This window comes from Pleomorphomonas sp. PLEO (assembly GCF_041320595.1).
GTDB lineage: Bacteria > Pseudomonadota > Alphaproteobacteria > Rhizobiales > Pleomorphomonadaceae > Pleomorphomonas.
In genome coordinates, this window is the sequence record NZ_CP166625.1 from 572,889 (window position 1) to 588,365 (window position 15,477).

Sequence of the window (15,477 nt, forward strand, 5' to 3'; positions counted from 1 at the left end):
GGAGCACAAACCAACCTGCCCGAAAGGGCTTTTGCTCCGCGCCCTTGTTTCGCATCCGCTTTCGCCGAAGGGTCGCAACCTTTCGGATGGATGCCTCTGACGAACGGAAAGCCATGTCCAGTACCACTCTTGCCGGCCCGCCCGGCGCCGTCCGCGCCGGCAATTCGCGCGCGCGCGTCATTCTCGCCAGTCTCGTCGGCACCACAGTCGAATTCTACGATTTTTACGTCTATGCCACGGCCGCGGTGCTGGTGTTTCCGCACCTGTTCTTTCCCGCCGGCAACGACACGACGGCGCTGCTCTCCTCCTTCGCCATCTTCGGCGCCGCCATGGTTGCCCGGCCGCTCGGGGCGGTGTTCTTCGGGCACCTTGGCGACAAGCGCGGTCGCAAGGTAACGCTGGTGGCCGCCCTTTTGACCATGGGCATTGCGACCTTCCTGATCGGCTGCTTGCCGACCTATGCTTCCGTCGGCTGGTTTGCGCCTCTTCTGCTGGTCCTGATGCGCCTCACGCAGGGCTTTGCCATTGGCGGCGAGTGGAGTGGCGCGGCGCTGGTGGCCACCGAGAATGCGCCAAAGGGAAAGCGCGCCTTCTACGGCACGTTCCCGCAGCTCGGGGCGCCAATCGGTTTCATCATCGCCAATGGCTTGTTCCTGATCATCTCGGCAGCGCTGCCGTCCGACGATCCGACGCGACCGTCGCTGGCCTTCCTCGATTGGGGCTGGCGCATCCCCTTCCTGTTCTCGTCGGTCATGGTCATCGTTGGCCTTTGGGTGCGCTTCAGCCTGGTTGAAAGCGCCGCCTTCGAGAATACGGTCAAGGCCGGCAAGGTGCGCAAGCTACCGATGGCCGACGCCGTACGCCACCACTGGCGGGCGCTGATCCTCGGCACGTTCTACATGCTGGCGACCTACGTGCTGTTCTACCTGATGACCACGTTCTCGCTGAGCTATGGTCGCGCCGCCACCACGGCCCCGGTGCCGGGCCTCGGCTACGACTACCGTACCTTCGTGATGATGATGATCGTCGGTGTGGTGTTCTTCGGCATTTTCACCATGGCGTCCGGCCCCTGGGCCGATCGCTGGGGCCGCCGGCGGACGCTGCTGTGGGTTACCGCGGCCATCATGCTGTTCGGCCTTCTCTGGGTGCCGATCCTGTCGTTCGGCGGCTTCGGCGTGATGGCTTTCCTGATCATCGGATTCACGCTGATGGGCATGACCTTCGGCCCGATGGGAGCCCTGCTGCCCGAGCTGTTCCCAGCCAACGTCCGCTACACTGGATCGGGTATCTCCTACAACGTCTCGTCGATCCTCGGCGCCGCCGTGGCACCGTTCATCGCCGTGGCGCTCTGGACCTATGGCGCCGGCAGCCCATTCTGGGTCGGCGTCTACCTGACGGTCATGGCCGGACTTACCTTCACGGCGCTTGCTCTTGGAAAAGAGACCAGCGACGTCGACATCGACGCCTGAACGGCATCTTAAACAATGTGAGAAGCGGTCGCCTTAGGCGGCCGCTTTTTTGTTGCTATTCATGTTTTACGTCTCTTATAAGAGACGAATGAGCACTTTTGAAGACGAAACCAGTGCACGGCTTGCTGCTCGCATCCGCCTCGAACGCGAGGGGCGCGGCTGGTCGCTAGCTGACCTTGCGGTACGTTCCGGCGTCGGCAAGGCAACCATCTCCAAGATCGAGCGTGGCGACGCCTCGCCGACGGCGGGCATATTGGTCCGCCTCGCGGCCGCCTTCGACCTGACGCTGGCAAGCCTGCTGGTGCGGGCCGAAGCCGGCGCCGACCGGCTGGTCCCCGTCGCCGACCAAGCCGTCTGGCGCGATCCGGACACCGGTTATCTCAGGCGGCAGGTCTTCCTCCGTCCCGACCATCCGCTTGAGATCGTCGAGGTCACCATGCCGCCCGGGAAAAGTGCCCTGCTGCCGGCTGCCTCCTACGCCTTCATCCGGCAAGTGGTCTGGCTGACCGAGGGTGAACTCGTGGTCATCGACTCCGACGGTCGACATGTGCTGGCAGCCGGTGACTGCCTCGGCTTCGGACCGCCAGCCGACGTTACCATTTCAAACGAGAGTGAGGCGCCGGCCCGCTACGTGGTGGCGCTTACGAGGAGCTGACATGCCGGACATCACCATCCATCCGCTCGGCCTTAACTCGCCCACCGTCGATGCGCTTGCCGCGCTGATCGTCGACATCGTGGCCGGCGGCGGCTCGGTCAGCTTCATGCACCCGCTTTCCGTGGAAGACGCCCGCATTTTTTGGCGGGGCTCACTAGCCACTGCCGACGAGGGCCGGCGCGTTGTGCTCGGCGCCTTCGACGGTGACGCACTTGTGGGTACACTGACGCTGCTCCTCGACTGCCCTCCCAATCAGCCGCATCGGGCAGAGTTCGCCAAGATGATGACGCGCCCGAGCCACCGTGGCCGTGGCATTGCCACCGCGCTGATCGGCGCAGCCGAACAGGTTGCCCGCGCCAAGGGACGAACGTTGATCGTACTCGACACGGCAAGCGATGGCGGTGCCGGTCCGCTTTACGAGCGCCGCGGCTTCCGCCTTGCCGGTGAGGTCCCAAATTACGCGCTGAAGCCACACGGCGGCTACACCGGCACGCTCTACTATTACAAGGAACTGGCTTAGCTCAGCTGGCCGCGCCTCAACTCATAGAGCATGACGCCGGTCGCCACCGCCAGATTGAGGCTGTCAGCCTGACCGGCCATCGGGATCTTGACGCGGACGTCGCAGGCCGCCGTCATTTCCTCGGTCATGCCGGCCTGCTCGTTGCCCATCACCAGCATCGTCGGTGCGTGGCTCTCGACTTGGCGATAGTCGTGGGTCGCCTTGAGATGGGTGCCGACGAGACGGACGCCCGTCGTTCTCGCCCAGGAGATAAAGGCGTCGCGATGGGCCTTCACCAGAGGCACGTGGAATAGGGATCCCATGGTGGCGCGTACCGTCTCGAAGGAGAAGGGATCACAGGTGTCGCCGATCAGGACGACGCCCTTGGCGCCAACCGAATCCACCGTACGAATGATGGTGCCGAGATTGCCGGGGTCGCGCACTTGTTCCAAGGCCACCCAAACCTCGCCCTCACCCACCTTGACGTCGGCGAGTGGTTTCAGCCGCTGGCCAAAGACGCCCACCACCATCTGCGGATTGTCGCGATGTGTGATCTTGGCGAGCACCGCTTCGCCCATTTCCAGCACATCGCCGCCCCGTGCTCGTACCGCGGCGGCGGCCTTGGCGACGTGCGGCTGATCGCGCACGGCCGGCGCGTAGGCAATGGCGGCGATCGGCCAATTTTCCTCCAGCGCGTCGGTGACCAGCTTCAGTCCCTCGCCGAGGAAGCGCCCCGTTTCCTCGCGCACCTTTTTCATGGCGAGCGCCCGGATGTCCTTGACGAGCGGATTGGTGAGCGAAGTGATCTGCCGGACGGCGCCGGGCGCCCCTTCCCTGTCGGCCATGGCTCAGGCTCCGAGAAAACGTGAAAACATCGAGGTGGCGAGCAGCCGGCCCGGTCGCGTCGGATCGCCGGTCTCGCGAACGACGAGCTCGCCGGATGACAGGACGCCAGGCCTATGGCCGAGGAGGTCGGCTGTGATCTCGTGGATGGACAAGAAGGAAGCGCGGATGGCATAGGCCGTCAGCACCGCGAAGGCCGGCCCCGGCGCCAGGATCTGGCGCGTCAGATCGAGAAGATAGGGCAGGTCGGCTTCGAGCGACCAGACCTCGCCGTCCGGGCCACGACCGAAGCGCGGCGGATCCAGCAGGATACCGTCGTAGCGCTTGCCCCGCCGCACCTCGCGTTCGGCGAACTTGACGGCATCGTCGACGATCCAGCGGATCGGCGCGGCATCAAGGCCGGCAAGCGCTTGGTTTTCCCGCCCCCAGGCCACCGACTTCTTGGAAGCATCGACATGGGTTACCTCAGCGCCAGCCTCGGCGGCAATCAACGAGGCGATACCCGTGTAACCGAAAAGATTAAGGAGCTTCGGCTTCTCAGGCCCGCGATGCGCTTTGAGGCGCTCAGCCATCCACGTCCAGTGCGCAATTTGTTCGGCAAAGATGCCGACGTGGCGGAAGGCTGTCAGTTGGCAGACGACCGGGAGATCCATGACCCGCATTTCCCAGGCCGTGCCAATGCCGGGCTCGGTCCGCCAACGGCCTGGGCCATCTTCCTCGATATCGCCCGTAAAGGCGGCCCCGGCCGCCGCCCAGACCGATGGCGCGAGACGTCGCGGTCCCATGGCCTGAGGCTCCGGTCGTATGACAGTCAGCGCGCCATAGCGCTCGAGCTTTTCACCCTCGCCCATGTCGAGAAGGCGATAGTCGTCCCACCCCTCGGTGATGAGCAGCGATCCGACCTCTTCGGTTGCCAAGCGCGGCCCAAGCACGGCCGGCATCGGCCGTTTGAGGGCGGCGGCGGCAGACGGGCGGGCCGGGCCGCGAGGTTCGTGGCTGCGTATCTCTGGGCGCACCGTTTCTTTCGCCATATCCGCGGATCTCTCCGGCTTGCGGGAGAAAGGGCGGCCACCGGGGCGAGAAGCGGGTGTGACAGGGGAGGGCGGCTTGGGCAAGGTGGATCGTCCAGGTAGAAAACGGTGTTCGGCCCCTTATACACGGCCTCCAGCCGGAATGAAGCGCCGCTTTCCCGCCTGTTTGTCGATCGCGCCCTTTACGGGACTTCCCCGACAGGGCTACAAGGGCGCGACCTTGCGAAGCCTATTGCTCCGCACCCGATATGTTGGAGAAACCATGCGCCCGTCCCGCCGTGCCCCCGACGAGTTGCGTACCGTCAGCCTTGAGCGCGGCGTGTCACGCCATGCCGAAGGTTCCTGCCTCGTGAAGTTCGGTGATACCCATGTGCTCGTCACCGCCTCGGTCGACGAAAAGGTGCCGCCGTGGCTGAGGGGTGGTGGCAAGGGTTGGGTGACCGCCGAATACGGCATGCTGCCGCGCGCCACAGGCGAGCGCATGAAGCGCGAGGCGGCTGCCGGCAAGCAATCGGGCCGCACGCAGGAAATCCAGCGGTTGATCGGCCGTTCGTTGCGTGCCGTCGTCGACCTGATCGCCCTCGGCGAGCGCCAGATCGTCATCGATTGCGACGTCATCCAGGCTGATGGCGGCACCCGCACCGCTTCGATCACCGGCGCCTTCGTAGCGCTCTATGACGCCATCGAGTGGATGCGCCGGCGTAACCTGGTTCCTGCTCAGGCCAAGGTATTGCGCGACCATGTCGCCGCCGTCTCCTGTGGCATTTCCGACGGCTTGCCGGTGCTCGACCTCGACTATATCGAGGATTCCTCGGCCGAAACCGACGCCAACTTCGTGATCACCGGCTCCGGCGGTCTCGTCGAAATCCAGGGCACCGCCGAGGGCGCGCCCTTCTCCGAAGCCGAGCTGCAACAGCTGCTCACGCTCGCCAAGGGCGGCATCGCCAAGCTGATCGAGCTGCAGAAAGCGGCCATCGCATCCTGAAAGGGTTGGACATGACCGAACAGCGCCGCATCGACGGCAAGCGCCTGATTGTCGCAACGCACAACAACGGCAAGCTCCGGGAGTTTTATTTCCTGTTGGGCGGTCTTTCCATCGAGCTCGTCTCAGCCGGCGACCTCGGCCTGCCAGTGCCGGTCGAGGACGGCGAAACCTTCGTCGACAACGCCCGCATCAAGGCTCTGGCAGCCGCTCGCGCCGCCGGTGAGGTGGCGCTTGCCGACGATTCGGGCCTTTGCGTCGAAGCCCTTGACGGCCGCCCGGGCGTTCATACCGCCGACTGGGCGGGGCCGAACCGCGATTGGTCGATGGCCATGCGCCTCGTGGAGGAAGAACTCTACAAGGCCGGCGCGGCGACACCGGATAAGCGGCGGGCAACCTTCTTGTCGCTCCTCTGCCTTGCCTGGCCGGATGGACATACGCAGGAATATCTCGGCACGCGTGACGGCACGCTGGTCTGGCCGCCGCGTTCGGCCGATTTCGGCCACGGCTACGACCCCGTCTTCATGCCGGAGGGCGAGAGCAAGACCTTTGGCGAGATGACCGAGGCGGAAAAGCATGGCTCGATCTGGGAAGCGCCAGGTCCGCTGTCGCACCGGTCGCGGTCGTTGAAGCTGCTTGTCGAGGGCGCTTTCCCCGTCGGCTTCGGACCGCGTGGGTGAACCGATGAGCGAGCGGGATCTTCTTTCGGAGGTGGAAGCCACGGCTGAGGGCACGCCGGACATCGGTTTCGGCGTCTACATCCATTGGCCGTTCTGCGCTCGCAAGTGTCCCTATTGCGACTTCAACAGTCACGTCCGGCCGAAAGGCATCGACGAGGCCGGCTATCTCGATGCCATGGAGCGAGAGATCGCCGCCCATGCGCGCCTGACTCCCGGCCGCACGGTGACCTCTGTCTTCCTCGGTGGCGGCACGCCATCGCTGATGAAGCCAGAGAGTGTTGGCCGTCTCCTCGATCTGGTCGGTCATCATTGGCAAGTGTCGGCCGATGCCGAGATCACTTTGGAGGCCAATCCTTCATCAGTGGAAGCCGAGCGTTTCCGCGGCTATCGGGCCGCCGGCGTCAACCGCCTGTCGCTCGGCGTGCAAGCGCTGAACGATGCCGACCTCAAATTCCTCGGCCGGTTGCATAATGTCGACGAGGCGCTCCGCGCGCTTGAGTTGGCGCGTGAGATCTTCCCGCGCCTTTCCTTCGATCTCATCTATGCCCGTCCCGACCAGACCCTCGAAGCCTGGGAGGCCGAACTTCGGCGCGCCATAGGCTTTGCCGCTGACCATCTTTCGCTCTACCAGCTCACCATCGAGCCGGACACCGCCTTCGAGAAGCTCTATGCCGCCGGCAAGTTGGTGGTGCCGGACGCCGACGCCGCCGCCGACCTCTACGAGCTGACTCAAACGATCGCGGGCGCGGCCGGTCTGCCAGCCTACGAGATCTCCAATCACGCCACGCCGGGCGGCGAGAGCCGACACAACCTTCTCTACTGGCGTTATGGCGAATATCTCGGCCTCGGCCCCGGCGCCCACGGCCGCATCGTCAATGGCGACGACCGTGGTCGCCTTGCCACGATTGCCGAGCGCAATCCGGAAGCCTGGATGAAGCGTGTCGCAGAGACGGGCAATGGCGTGATCGAAACCGAGGAAATCTTCGGTGAGACGGCCGGCGACGAAATGCTGCTGATGGGCCTCCGTCTCGTCGAGGGCATCGACGTTGCCCGCTACCGACGGCTTGCTGGCCGCGGCTTCGATCCAGAACGGATTTCTGACCTTGTCACCCACGGCATGGTGGAGGTGCTGCCCGACGGCCGCATCCGCACCACACCGGCCGGCGCCTTCGTGCTGGACGCCGTCGTGGCCGATCTCGCCGCCTGAGGCTTGTTAGAAGCATTTCTGGTGAAAACAGGTTCACCAGAAATGCACTATCTCACTGTTCAGGCGCAATTTCGGTTCCCACTTTCGCTGAAACTGCTCTAAAGCCGCGACGCCGGTTGCGGCTTCGAGCCGTCGGAAAAACGTGACAGGCGGAAATGCGTCGGGTCGACGAAGGGCGTCGTTCCCGTGACGAGGTCGCCGACCAGCCAGCCCGCGCCCGGCCCAATGCCGAAACCATGACCTGAAAAGCCCGTGGCGACAACGAGACCGGAAAGTCCGTCCACTTCGGAAATCACCGGCACCACGTCAGGCGTCACGTCGATGAAACCGGCCCAGGCCTGGACGATACGGACATCCTGGAAGGACGGAAAGCGGCGCTTCAGCTCGGTCATGGTCCGCCGCAGGAAACGAAGATCGGGTTTCGGATCGAGAACGCGGGTCTTCTCGTAGGGCGACATCTTGTCGAGCGGCCTTGTCGGCCAGTCATCGATCTCGCGGAAAAAACGCGAGCCGAAAGACAGCGACACATGTTTCCAGTCAGCCATGAGCGCCGGCAGGAAATCCAAAGTGAAGCGGACATGGTCGGGCGTAAGATCGGCGACGTTGGCAACGCCGTTCGCAATCGTCAGGCCACCGTCGGCGCGCTTGCGAATGCCAATGACATCATCCCAGATGCCGGCGTCGGGACCACCCATCACCGGACCGGTACGCGATACCGTCGACCGCATCTTGAGCTGTGGCAGCGTGACGCCAAGATCCTTCAGGAAACGGCGCGACCAAGCACCGGCGGCGAGCACGACGCGCTTCGTCTTGATGCTGCCGCGCTCGGTGACCACCGACACGATCTCACCGCAGGCTGTTTCAAGGCCACGTACCGCACAATCGGTCAGGATAACGGCACCCTTGGCACGAGCGGCGAGGGCGATCGCCGGCGCGGCTTTCTGGGGCTCGGCGCAGCCGTCGCTCGGGCACCACAGGCCGGCCGGCGGCGGCGAGAGGTCGTCCTTCATGATGGCTCGAACGGCTTCACCCTCGATCACCTCGGCGCCAATGCCACGATCGGCGGCCGCTTTGACCCAGGCGCGGTAGCCATCGACATCACGTGCCTTGCGGGCGGCAAAGAAAATGCCGGTCTCGCGGAAGCCGGTCTCGCCAACGCCGTGGGCGCCCATTTCCCGCCAGAGCCGCAGCGCTTCCCTGATAAGGTCGAATTCGCGCGGATCACGATCGGCTTGGCGAACCCAGCCCCAGTTGCGGCTCGACTGCTCGCCGCCGACATGGCCCTTTTCGAGCAGCACCACCTTGAGGCCCCGCTCGGCCAGATAAAGCGCCGAACTGGTGCCAATGATGCCACCGCCGACAATGACGACATCGGCTTCCTTCGGCACGACCATATCGGACGAAACGGGATCGACCTGCGGACCCATCACTCAAGCTCCTCAAAAGATACCGGTATCACCGGCAGCGTTGCTCCCTTTTTAAGCCAAAACCTCGGCCGATCCAGTCCGGCAGGCTCCCAAGCAAGCCTATAAAACGGGCATTTGTAGCACTAGCGCCAACCGCCTGAGTGGTGCTTTCCTGGCCTGTATGCCTTTCGATCTCGCCTCTTCCCGTGGAGCCGCCGATGCTGCTTGCCGCCTTGCAGATGCAATCCCGCCCGTCAGACGTCGCCGCCAATCTCGATCTGTTGGAGCGGGCAGCAGCCGAAGCGGCGGCCAGCGGCGCCCGCCTCCTGGTAACGCCGGAGCTCGGCCTCGTCGGTTATGGCGCCGGCCCCGATCTGCCGCTTCTGGCGGAGCCGGCCGACGGCCCGCTTGCTGCCAACGTCGCTGCGATCGCCCGCCGACATTCCCTAGGCATCGTCGCCGGCTTTGCCGAGCGCGACGGTGACGCGCTCTACAACAGCGCGCTGTGGGTTTCAGGCGATAACCGGGCGGTCTACCGCAAGAGCCATCTCTATGGCCCTTATGAGAGGCACTGGTTTCGCGCGGCGGCGCCCTCGACGATCATCGTTCGCCAGGATGGGCTGAGCCTGGGTCTATTGATTTGCTATGACGTGGAATTCCCCGAGAACGTTCGCCGTCTCGCCCGCGCCGGCGTCGACGCGATACTGGTGCCGACGGCCTTGCCGATGAGCGGGTCGGCCGATTTCATCGCCGCCCACATGATCGCCGTGCGCGCCTTTGAAAACCAGATCTTCGTCGCCTATGTCGACAACTGTGGCCGTGATGGTGACTTTGCCTATGCGGGCCTTTCCCGTATCGCAGCCCCCGACGGCACCATCCTTGCCGCGCCGAGCGCCCGGGACGAGGCTCTGCTTTTTGCCCGGATAGAACCGGAAGCCTACGCCCGCTCCCGTGCCGAGAACACCTATCTTGCCGATCTCAGGACCTGAACCGCGGCCATAGCGCAGCAATCCTGCGAAAAGACAAACGGCGCGCCCCCTTCCGGAGGCGCGCCGTTCGTGTCGGTTCGAGGCGTGTGCCTCAGTTGGCAGCTCCCTGCTGCTGCTGCATCTGCTGCAGGCGGGAGAGATACTGCTGGTAGAGTGCGACGAAATCGATCGGATCGATCAGCAGCGGCGGGAAGCCACCGCGAATGACGGCATCGGCGATGATCTGGCGCGCGAAGGGGAAGAGAAGGCGCGGGCCCTCGATGTTGACGAAGGGGTGCAGATGCTGGGCCGGCACGTTCTGCACGGTGACGAGACCGCCGTAGGTCAGCTCGACATTGAAGAACACTTCCTCACCGATCGCCGCCTTGGCTTCGAGATGAAGATCGATCTCGTATTCGCTCTGGCTGCGCTGGCGAGAGTTGACGTTGACGCCGATGGAAATCTGCGGCGCCGCTTCGCGAGCCCGCAAGCTATCGGGCGCCTTCGGGTTCTCGAAGGACAGATCCTTGACATACTGGGCAACGACGCTCATCGACGGCTGGGCTTCAGCTGCGCCGTTTTCGGGCTGAACCGAACTCATTCTCGAACTCCTCCGGCCAGCCGGGGCGACCACGCCCGCAAGGGTGACCCTGTGTTTTGGTGGAACCGGCAGCAGAAGGCCGTTTCTCGATTTTTCCGCAGGTCCGAGCGCTATCAGGCTTGACGAATGAGATCAAGGCCGATCGCCGTCACGGTCGGATGGAGGGAATGAAGGGCGATCCGACCATGGCGAACTGCCACCGCCGCGCCTTTCCCACTGATCCTCATCAAGGTCGACGACACCGTCATCCGGTGACTGGCGGCTCGAAGACATAGTCGACACCGTAAGGCGTGCTGCGATCGACGCGATGATCAACCGCCGTATCGGGGAGAATAGCAACAGGAAGGCTAGAACATCGGACAAGAAGCCCGGCAGAATCAGCAAGACGCCAGCGACGAGCACCACAAAGCCCTCGAGCAGCGCACCTGTCGGCATCCGTCCCCCGGAAAGCTCCACTTGCACCCGGCGTAGCAGGCCGAAGCCGACATAGCGGAACAGCGCCAAGCCACCGAATGCGGCGAGTAGCACCAACCCGACGGTATTGATGACGCCGAGGTGACCGCCCACCCAAACGAGCGTGGCGATCTCGGCGATCGGCCAGGCGATGAGAAGAAGCGGCAGGTAAGGCGAAAGACGCATGGCGGTTCCGGTTCATTTGGCGTGTTTTGACATGATGCGCCGCCCGGTCAGCGGGGCGCAAGGGTCACTGCCGTACCATATGGTCGGAGCGATAGCGGGAGGCAAGCGACGGCCTTGTCTTCGAAATCGCTCAAGATTCACCGCATGTCCGTCTTTCCCTCGCCGCTGCCGTCGCCTACATAGGCAGACGACAGAAACGCGATGCTGCGCCCTCCCGGCGCCAACTGAGGGAAACGATGCTCGGATGAACGCCTTCCTCGATCTCACCAGCCTCATCTTCCTCGTGATTGCCGTTGTCATTTTCTGGCGCCTCAGGAGCGTGCTGGGTACGCGCACCGGTAACGAGAAGCCACCTTTCGATCCGTTCGCCGGCCGCAAGGCGGACATCGAGCCACCGCCGGCAGGCGATAATGTGGTGACGCTGCCGCGCGAAGGTCGTCCCGATCCGCGCGAAGCGATATTCGCCCGCATCGATGAGGCAATCCCCGCCGGAGCCACTAACACTGGTCTCAGGGCGATCGCTTCGGCTGACCGAAACTTCGATCTTGATGGGTTCATGGCCGGCGCCAGTGCCGCCTACGAGATGATCGTTTCGGCTTTTGCCGCCGGTGATCGGGCGGCGCTTAAGCCGCTGCTGTCGCGCGAAGTGTTCGACGGATTTTCCGGCGTGATCACCGAACGCGAGGGACGCGGCGAAAAAATAGACTTCACCTTTGTCGGCATCGACAAGGCGGACGTTGCCGACGCGGGGATCGAGGAAGGAGTAGCGCAGGTGACGGTGCGCTTTTCCTCGCAACTCATCTCGGTGACCCGCGGCCGCGACGGTTCGGTCGTCGAGGGCGACCCGCAGAAAGTGGCCGAGGTGACCGACGTCTGGACGTTCGCCCGCGAGATCAGGTCATCGGATCCAAATTGGAAGCTGGTCGCCACGGATGCCGGGGGCTGACAGCATCTTGGCCGACGCGCTTCCTGCCGCCAACCTCTTGGCGGTCGCCTTCACTGACCTCCCCGGATGGGCCGAAGACGACCATGCTGCCGCCTTCGCAGCCTTCCGGCGTTCGGCAGCCCGACTTATCGACAAAGTTCCGACCGCCAAGACCCTTGGGCCGGATGGTACGGCGCTGGCCCAAAAGGGGCAGTTGGCCATCGCGCTCGGCGAGCGGGTGGATTCCGTTGCCGCCCGTGCCTTCTTCGAAGCGCATTTCAAACCGTTCCGCATCGCGCCCGTCTCCGGAGAAGGTTTCGTCACCGGTTTCTTCGAGCCAGAGGTGGAAGCGCGGCTTCGCGCCTCGCTTGCTTTCCCGGTCCCCCTGCTTGCGCCTCCCGAAGGCCTGCGCGAAATCGGGAGCGATGACGACCGACGCAATCTCGATCCGACGCTGACCTGGGCCATGGAAGACGAACATGGCCGCCTCGCCGCCTGCCCTGAGCGGGGAGCGATCATGGCCGGTGCGCTCGATGGGCGTGCGCGACCGATCGCTTTCGTGAAAAGCGCCGTCGAAGCTTTTTTCATCCACGTGCAGGGTGCGGCGAGGCTCCGACTGCCGGACGGCCAGCTCATGCGCGTCACCTTCGCGGCCAAAAGCGGGCACCCCTATTTTTCCGTAGCGCGCCTGATGCTCGAACGCGGAGTCGTGGCCAGCCCCGCCGAAGCCACCGCGGATGTGCTGCGCGCCTGGCTCGATGGTCTCGCGCCGCAGGAACGGCGGGCGGCGCTTGCTCGCAACCGCTCTTACATTTTCTTTCGCCAAGCACCTGTCGCCGATCCTGCACTTGGCCCGATAGCCGCTGCTGGCGTGCCGCTGACGCCGAGCCGGTCCTTGGCCGTCGATCGCTCGCTCATCACCTTCCACGCGCCGGTGTTCGTCGAGGCCGACCTTGCGGCCGGGCCGTTTCGCCACCTGATGGTGGCCCAGGACACCGGCTCCGCAATCATTGGACCGGCGCGTGGCGATATCTTCTTCGGTTCGGGTGACGAGGCCTTCGCGCTGGCGGCGCGGGTCCGCGACCCGGCCCGTTTCACCCTGCTCGTGCCGCGGGAGGACTGACCGATGTCCCGCCGCAAAAGCCGGCCACTCGCCCCAGAGGAGGAAGAACTCTGGCGGGCGGTGAGGAAGACCGTGACGCCGCTCCGCCCGGAAAAGATCGTTGCGCCACCGGCGGCGATTGCCGCCGCCGAGCCCGAGCCGCAGCGGCCTCTGGTTCACCTGCCACCGGCGACTTCAGTTGCTCCCACCACCAAGCCGGCCCTGCCAAAGCTGCATCCCCTAGGCAAGCGGGAGCGCCAGGCTGTCAATCGCGGCCGGACGGCCATCGATGGGCGGCTGGATCTGCACGGCTACCGTCAGGACGAAGCGCATGCTCGTCTTTCGGGTTTTCTCTCCCATGCGCAAGCCGTGGGTTGGAAAGTGGTGTTGGTGATCACCGGTAAAGGTCGCCCAGGAGGCGATTTCCAGAGCCTGCACGATCATGAGCGTGGCGTGCTGAGGCGCGTCGTGCCACTCTGGCTGAGCCTGCCGGAATTTCGACGCGTCGTGCTCGGCTACGAGGATGCCGGCCCGGTCCACGGCGGCGATGGCGCCCTATACGTGCGTATTCGCAAGAGGAAATAGCCATGACCCCGTTTGGCGCCCGCTTGCGCGAAATCCGCGAGGCGCGCGGCATGACCTTGAAGTCGATGGCGGCGGCGATCGGCGTATCGCCGGCCTATCTGTCGGCGCTCGAACACGGCCGGCGCGGCCGACCGACCTGGGACCTTCTGCAGCGGATCATCGGTCACCTCAACATCATCTGGGATGAGGCTGAGGAGCTGGAACGGCTAGCCGACCTGTCGCACCCGCGCATCGTCATCGACACCGAGGGCCTGTCACCAAAGGCGACCGAACTTGCCAACCGCCTCGCAGAACGCATCGGCAGCCTCGACGAGGGGGCACTTGACCGGCTGATCGATCTCATCGGCAAGCGCTGAACCGACGCAGGATCATATCGCCAGCCGGATCTGAGGCGCCGCCGCGCTGGACAACGGCTGGCGGGAAATGCCATGACAAAAGGGATTTTCCATTCTGTCGCCTACGGTTCGTGCCGGGCGCCGACATGCCGGGACCATCACCATGTCCGCCGTCAAGATCGCCGATGTCGCGGAGGCCGAGGCCTTCCTCGCCGCCAATCCGGATGTCAGCCAGTTCGAATGCTTCCTGACCGATTGCTCGGGCGTGCAGCGAGGAAAGCTGCTGCGCCGCTCCGAACTGCTCGGCGCCTACCGCACGGGGCGGCCACTGCCTTGCTCGGTACTGTCGCTCGACATCAAGGGGGCCGACGTCGAGGAAACCGGCCTTCTCTGGGAGATAGGCGACGCCGACCGCATGTGTCGGCCAGTCGCAGGCACCCTCGTACGCTCGTCCTGGCGGCAAACGCCGACCGCCCAGTTCCTCATCACGTCTTTCGAGAGCGACGGAACCGGCTCGGCCAGCGATCCGCGCCACGCGCTCGCTCGCGTGGTTGATGAGGCTCTAGCCCTCGGCTTCCGGCCAGTCGCCGCCGTCGAACTGGAATTCTACCTCTTGGACGGCCGGGCCGCCGCCGAGGGGAGGCTGACACCACCGGCGGCGCCCAACGGCTTCCGCCAAACGGACCTCCAAGCCTATCTCGTCCAGGACCTTTCTGACTTTTCCGATTTCCTGGAGGCGGTCTATGCCGCCGCCGAAGCCGCCGGCTTGCCGGCCCGCACGTTGATCTCGGAATATTCGCCCGGCCAATTCGAAATCGTACTGGAACATCGCGACGACGCGCTTCGCGCCGCCGACGACGCCATTGTTTGGAAGCGGCTCGTCAAGGGTGTCGCCGAACGTTATGGCTTCGCCGCCACCTTCATGGCCAAGCCCTACGCCGAGTTTGCCGGCTCCGGCGCCCACTTCCACGTCAGTCTCTGCGATGAAGCGGGCAATAACCTCTTCGCGGGGAGTGAGCCCGAAGGCAACACGCTTCTCCGGCATGCGATCGCCGGCCTCGAAGCCACCATGGCCGAGAGCATGGCGATTTTTGCCCCCAACGCCAACAGCTTCAGGCGTTTCAAGCCCAATTCCTACGCGCCACTCGGCCCAGCCTGGTCGATCGACAATCGCTCGGTGCCGATCCGCGTCACCGGCGGTCCACCACAAACGCGCCATCTCGAGCAGCGCGTCGCCGGGGCGGACGCCAACCCCTACCTCGCGTTGGCCACGGTCATCGCCGGTATGATCGAGGGCATCGAGAACAAGCGAGAGCCTTCCGAACCGATCGTCGGCAATGGATATGCCCAAGTGGCGCCATCGCTGCCGCGATTCTGGCCGGACGCCCTCAGGAAGGCGCGCGCTTCGGATTTCCTGAAGCGGCGGCTCGGCGCACGCTTTACCGACATTTACCTCACCATCAAGGAGGCGGAGTGCGACCGCTTCTTTGCCGAAGTGAGCGACCGCGACATTCATTGGTATCTGAGGCTGGCCTGAGGCGTCACGAATT

At 64.5% G+C, this 15,477-nt stretch carries 17 protein-coding genes; 12 read left to right on the top strand and 5 right to left on the bottom strand.

From position 1 onward, the window contains the following. The first annotated feature begins 113 nt into the window (after positions 1-113). The 3 genes from AB6N07_RS02415 (at position 114) to AB6N07_RS02425 (ending at position 2,644) form a co-directional block, all read left to right on the top strand. Positions 114-1,469, top strand: a complete 1,356-nt coding sequence (locus tag AB6N07_RS02415) for an MFS transporter (RefSeq protein ID WP_370676232.1) — start codon at positions 114-116, stop codon at positions 1,467-1,469. 88 nt (positions 1,470-1,557) lie between these two features. Then, complete coding sequence (locus tag AB6N07_RS02420; protein ID WP_370676233.1) at positions 1,558-2,124, top strand: helix-turn-helix domain-containing protein; 567 nt, start codon at positions 1,558-1,560, stop codon at positions 2,122-2,124. A gap of 1 nt (position 2,125) precedes the next feature. Next, positions 2,126-2,644 carry a GNAT family N-acetyltransferase gene (locus tag AB6N07_RS02425; protein WP_370676234.1) on the top strand — a complete coding sequence of 173 codons (519 nt, stop codon included), beginning with the start codon at positions 2,126-2,128 and terminating at the stop codon, positions 2,642-2,644. Here the strand turns inward: AB6N07_RS02425 and AB6N07_RS02430 are convergent. Continuing rightward, on the bottom strand, positions 2,641-3,468 hold the full coding sequence (locus tag AB6N07_RS02430) for a TrmH family RNA methyltransferase (protein WP_370676235.1): 828 nt from the start codon (positions 3,466-3,468) through the stop codon (positions 2,641-2,643). The two genes, AB6N07_RS02425 and AB6N07_RS02430, sit on opposite strands and share 4 nt — an antisense overlap. A gap of 3 nt (positions 3,469-3,471) precedes the next feature. Beyond that, entirely contained in the window at positions 3,472-4,497 is a 1,026-nt protein-coding gene (locus AB6N07_RS02435) for a class I SAM-dependent methyltransferase (RefSeq protein WP_370676236.1), read from the bottom strand. Positions 4,498-4,759: 262 nt separating this feature from the next. Between AB6N07_RS02435 and rph the strand changes: the two genes are divergently transcribed. Genes rph through hemW form a run of 3 tightly spaced genes read left to right on the top strand, consistent with a single transcriptional unit; the run spans position 4,760 to position 7,366 of the window. Continuing rightward, positions 4,760-5,482, top strand: a complete 723-nt coding sequence (gene rph, locus AB6N07_RS02440) for a ribonuclease PH (RefSeq protein WP_370676237.1) — start codon at positions 4,760-4,762, stop codon at positions 5,480-5,482. An 11-nt stretch (positions 5,483-5,493) separates the two neighbouring features. Then, the gene (locus tag AB6N07_RS02445) at positions 5,494-6,159 is read left to right on the top strand and encodes a non-canonical purine NTP pyrophosphatase (RefSeq protein ID WP_370676238.1); all 666 of its coding nucleotides are present in this window, start codon (positions 5,494-5,496) and stop codon (positions 6,157-6,159) included. A 4-nt stretch (positions 6,160-6,163) separates the two neighbouring features. Continuing rightward, positions 6,164-7,366, top strand: a complete 1,203-nt coding sequence (gene hemW / locus AB6N07_RS02450; RefSeq protein ID WP_370676239.1) for a radical SAM family heme chaperone HemW — start codon at positions 6,164-6,166, stop codon at positions 7,364-7,366. Positions 7,367-7,464: 98 nt separating this feature from the next. On the opposite strand, the gene AB6N07_RS02455 is transcribed toward hemW, so the two are convergent. After that, entirely contained in the window at positions 7,465-8,793 is a 1,329-nt protein-coding gene (locus tag AB6N07_RS02455; RefSeq protein WP_370676240.1) for an NAD(P)/FAD-dependent oxidoreductase, read from the bottom strand. A gap of 197 nt (positions 8,794-8,990) precedes the next feature. On the opposite strand from AB6N07_RS02455, the gene AB6N07_RS02460 reads away from it, so the two are divergent. Beyond that, positions 8,991-9,761, top strand: coding sequence for a carbon-nitrogen hydrolase family protein (locus AB6N07_RS02460; protein ID WP_370676241.1), 771 nt, complete (start codon positions 8,991-8,993; stop codon positions 9,759-9,761). Positions 9,762-9,852: 91 nt separating this feature from the next. Here the strand turns inward: AB6N07_RS02460 and secB are convergent, their stop codons facing one another. Further along, positions 9,853-10,341 (bottom strand): protein-export chaperone SecB, encoded by a 489-nt coding sequence (gene secB / locus AB6N07_RS02465; RefSeq protein WP_370676242.1) that lies wholly within the window; start codon positions 10,339-10,341, stop codon positions 9,853-9,855. 132 nt (positions 10,342-10,473) lie between these two features. After that, complete coding sequence (locus AB6N07_RS02470) at positions 10,474-10,980, bottom strand: FxsA family protein (RefSeq protein ID WP_370676243.1); 507 nt, start codon at positions 10,978-10,980, stop codon at positions 10,474-10,476. A 244-nt stretch (positions 10,981-11,224) separates the two neighbouring features. Between AB6N07_RS02470 and AB6N07_RS02475 the strand changes: the two genes are divergently transcribed. From AB6N07_RS02475 to AB6N07_RS02495, 5 genes are all read left to right on the top strand, one after another. Beyond that, positions 11,225-11,926, top strand: coding sequence for a Tim44/TimA family putative adaptor protein (locus tag AB6N07_RS02475; protein ID WP_370676244.1), 702 nt, complete (start codon positions 11,225-11,227; stop codon positions 11,924-11,926). Continuing rightward, positions 11,913-13,028, top strand: a complete 1,116-nt coding sequence (locus AB6N07_RS02480; RefSeq protein WP_370676245.1) for a murein transglycosylase A — start codon at positions 11,913-11,915, stop codon at positions 13,026-13,028. Before AB6N07_RS02475 ends, AB6N07_RS02480 begins: the two co-directional genes overlap by 14 nt. Before the next feature lie 3 nt (positions 13,029-13,031). Next, positions 13,032-13,592: a Smr/MutS family protein gene (locus AB6N07_RS02485; protein ID WP_370676246.1), complete on the top strand. Its 561-nt coding sequence runs from the start codon at positions 13,032-13,034 to the stop codon at positions 13,590-13,592. A gap of 2 nt (positions 13,593-13,594) precedes the next feature. Further along, positions 13,595-13,948: a helix-turn-helix domain-containing protein gene (locus AB6N07_RS02490; protein WP_370676247.1), complete on the top strand. Its 354-nt coding sequence runs from the start codon at positions 13,595-13,597 to the stop codon at positions 13,946-13,948. Positions 13,949-14,090: 142 nt separating this feature from the next. After that, positions 14,091-15,464: a glutamine synthetase family protein gene (locus AB6N07_RS02495; protein WP_370676249.1), complete on the top strand. Its 1,374-nt coding sequence runs from the start codon at positions 14,091-14,093 to the stop codon at positions 15,462-15,464. Positions 15,465-15,477 lie beyond the last annotated feature (13 nt).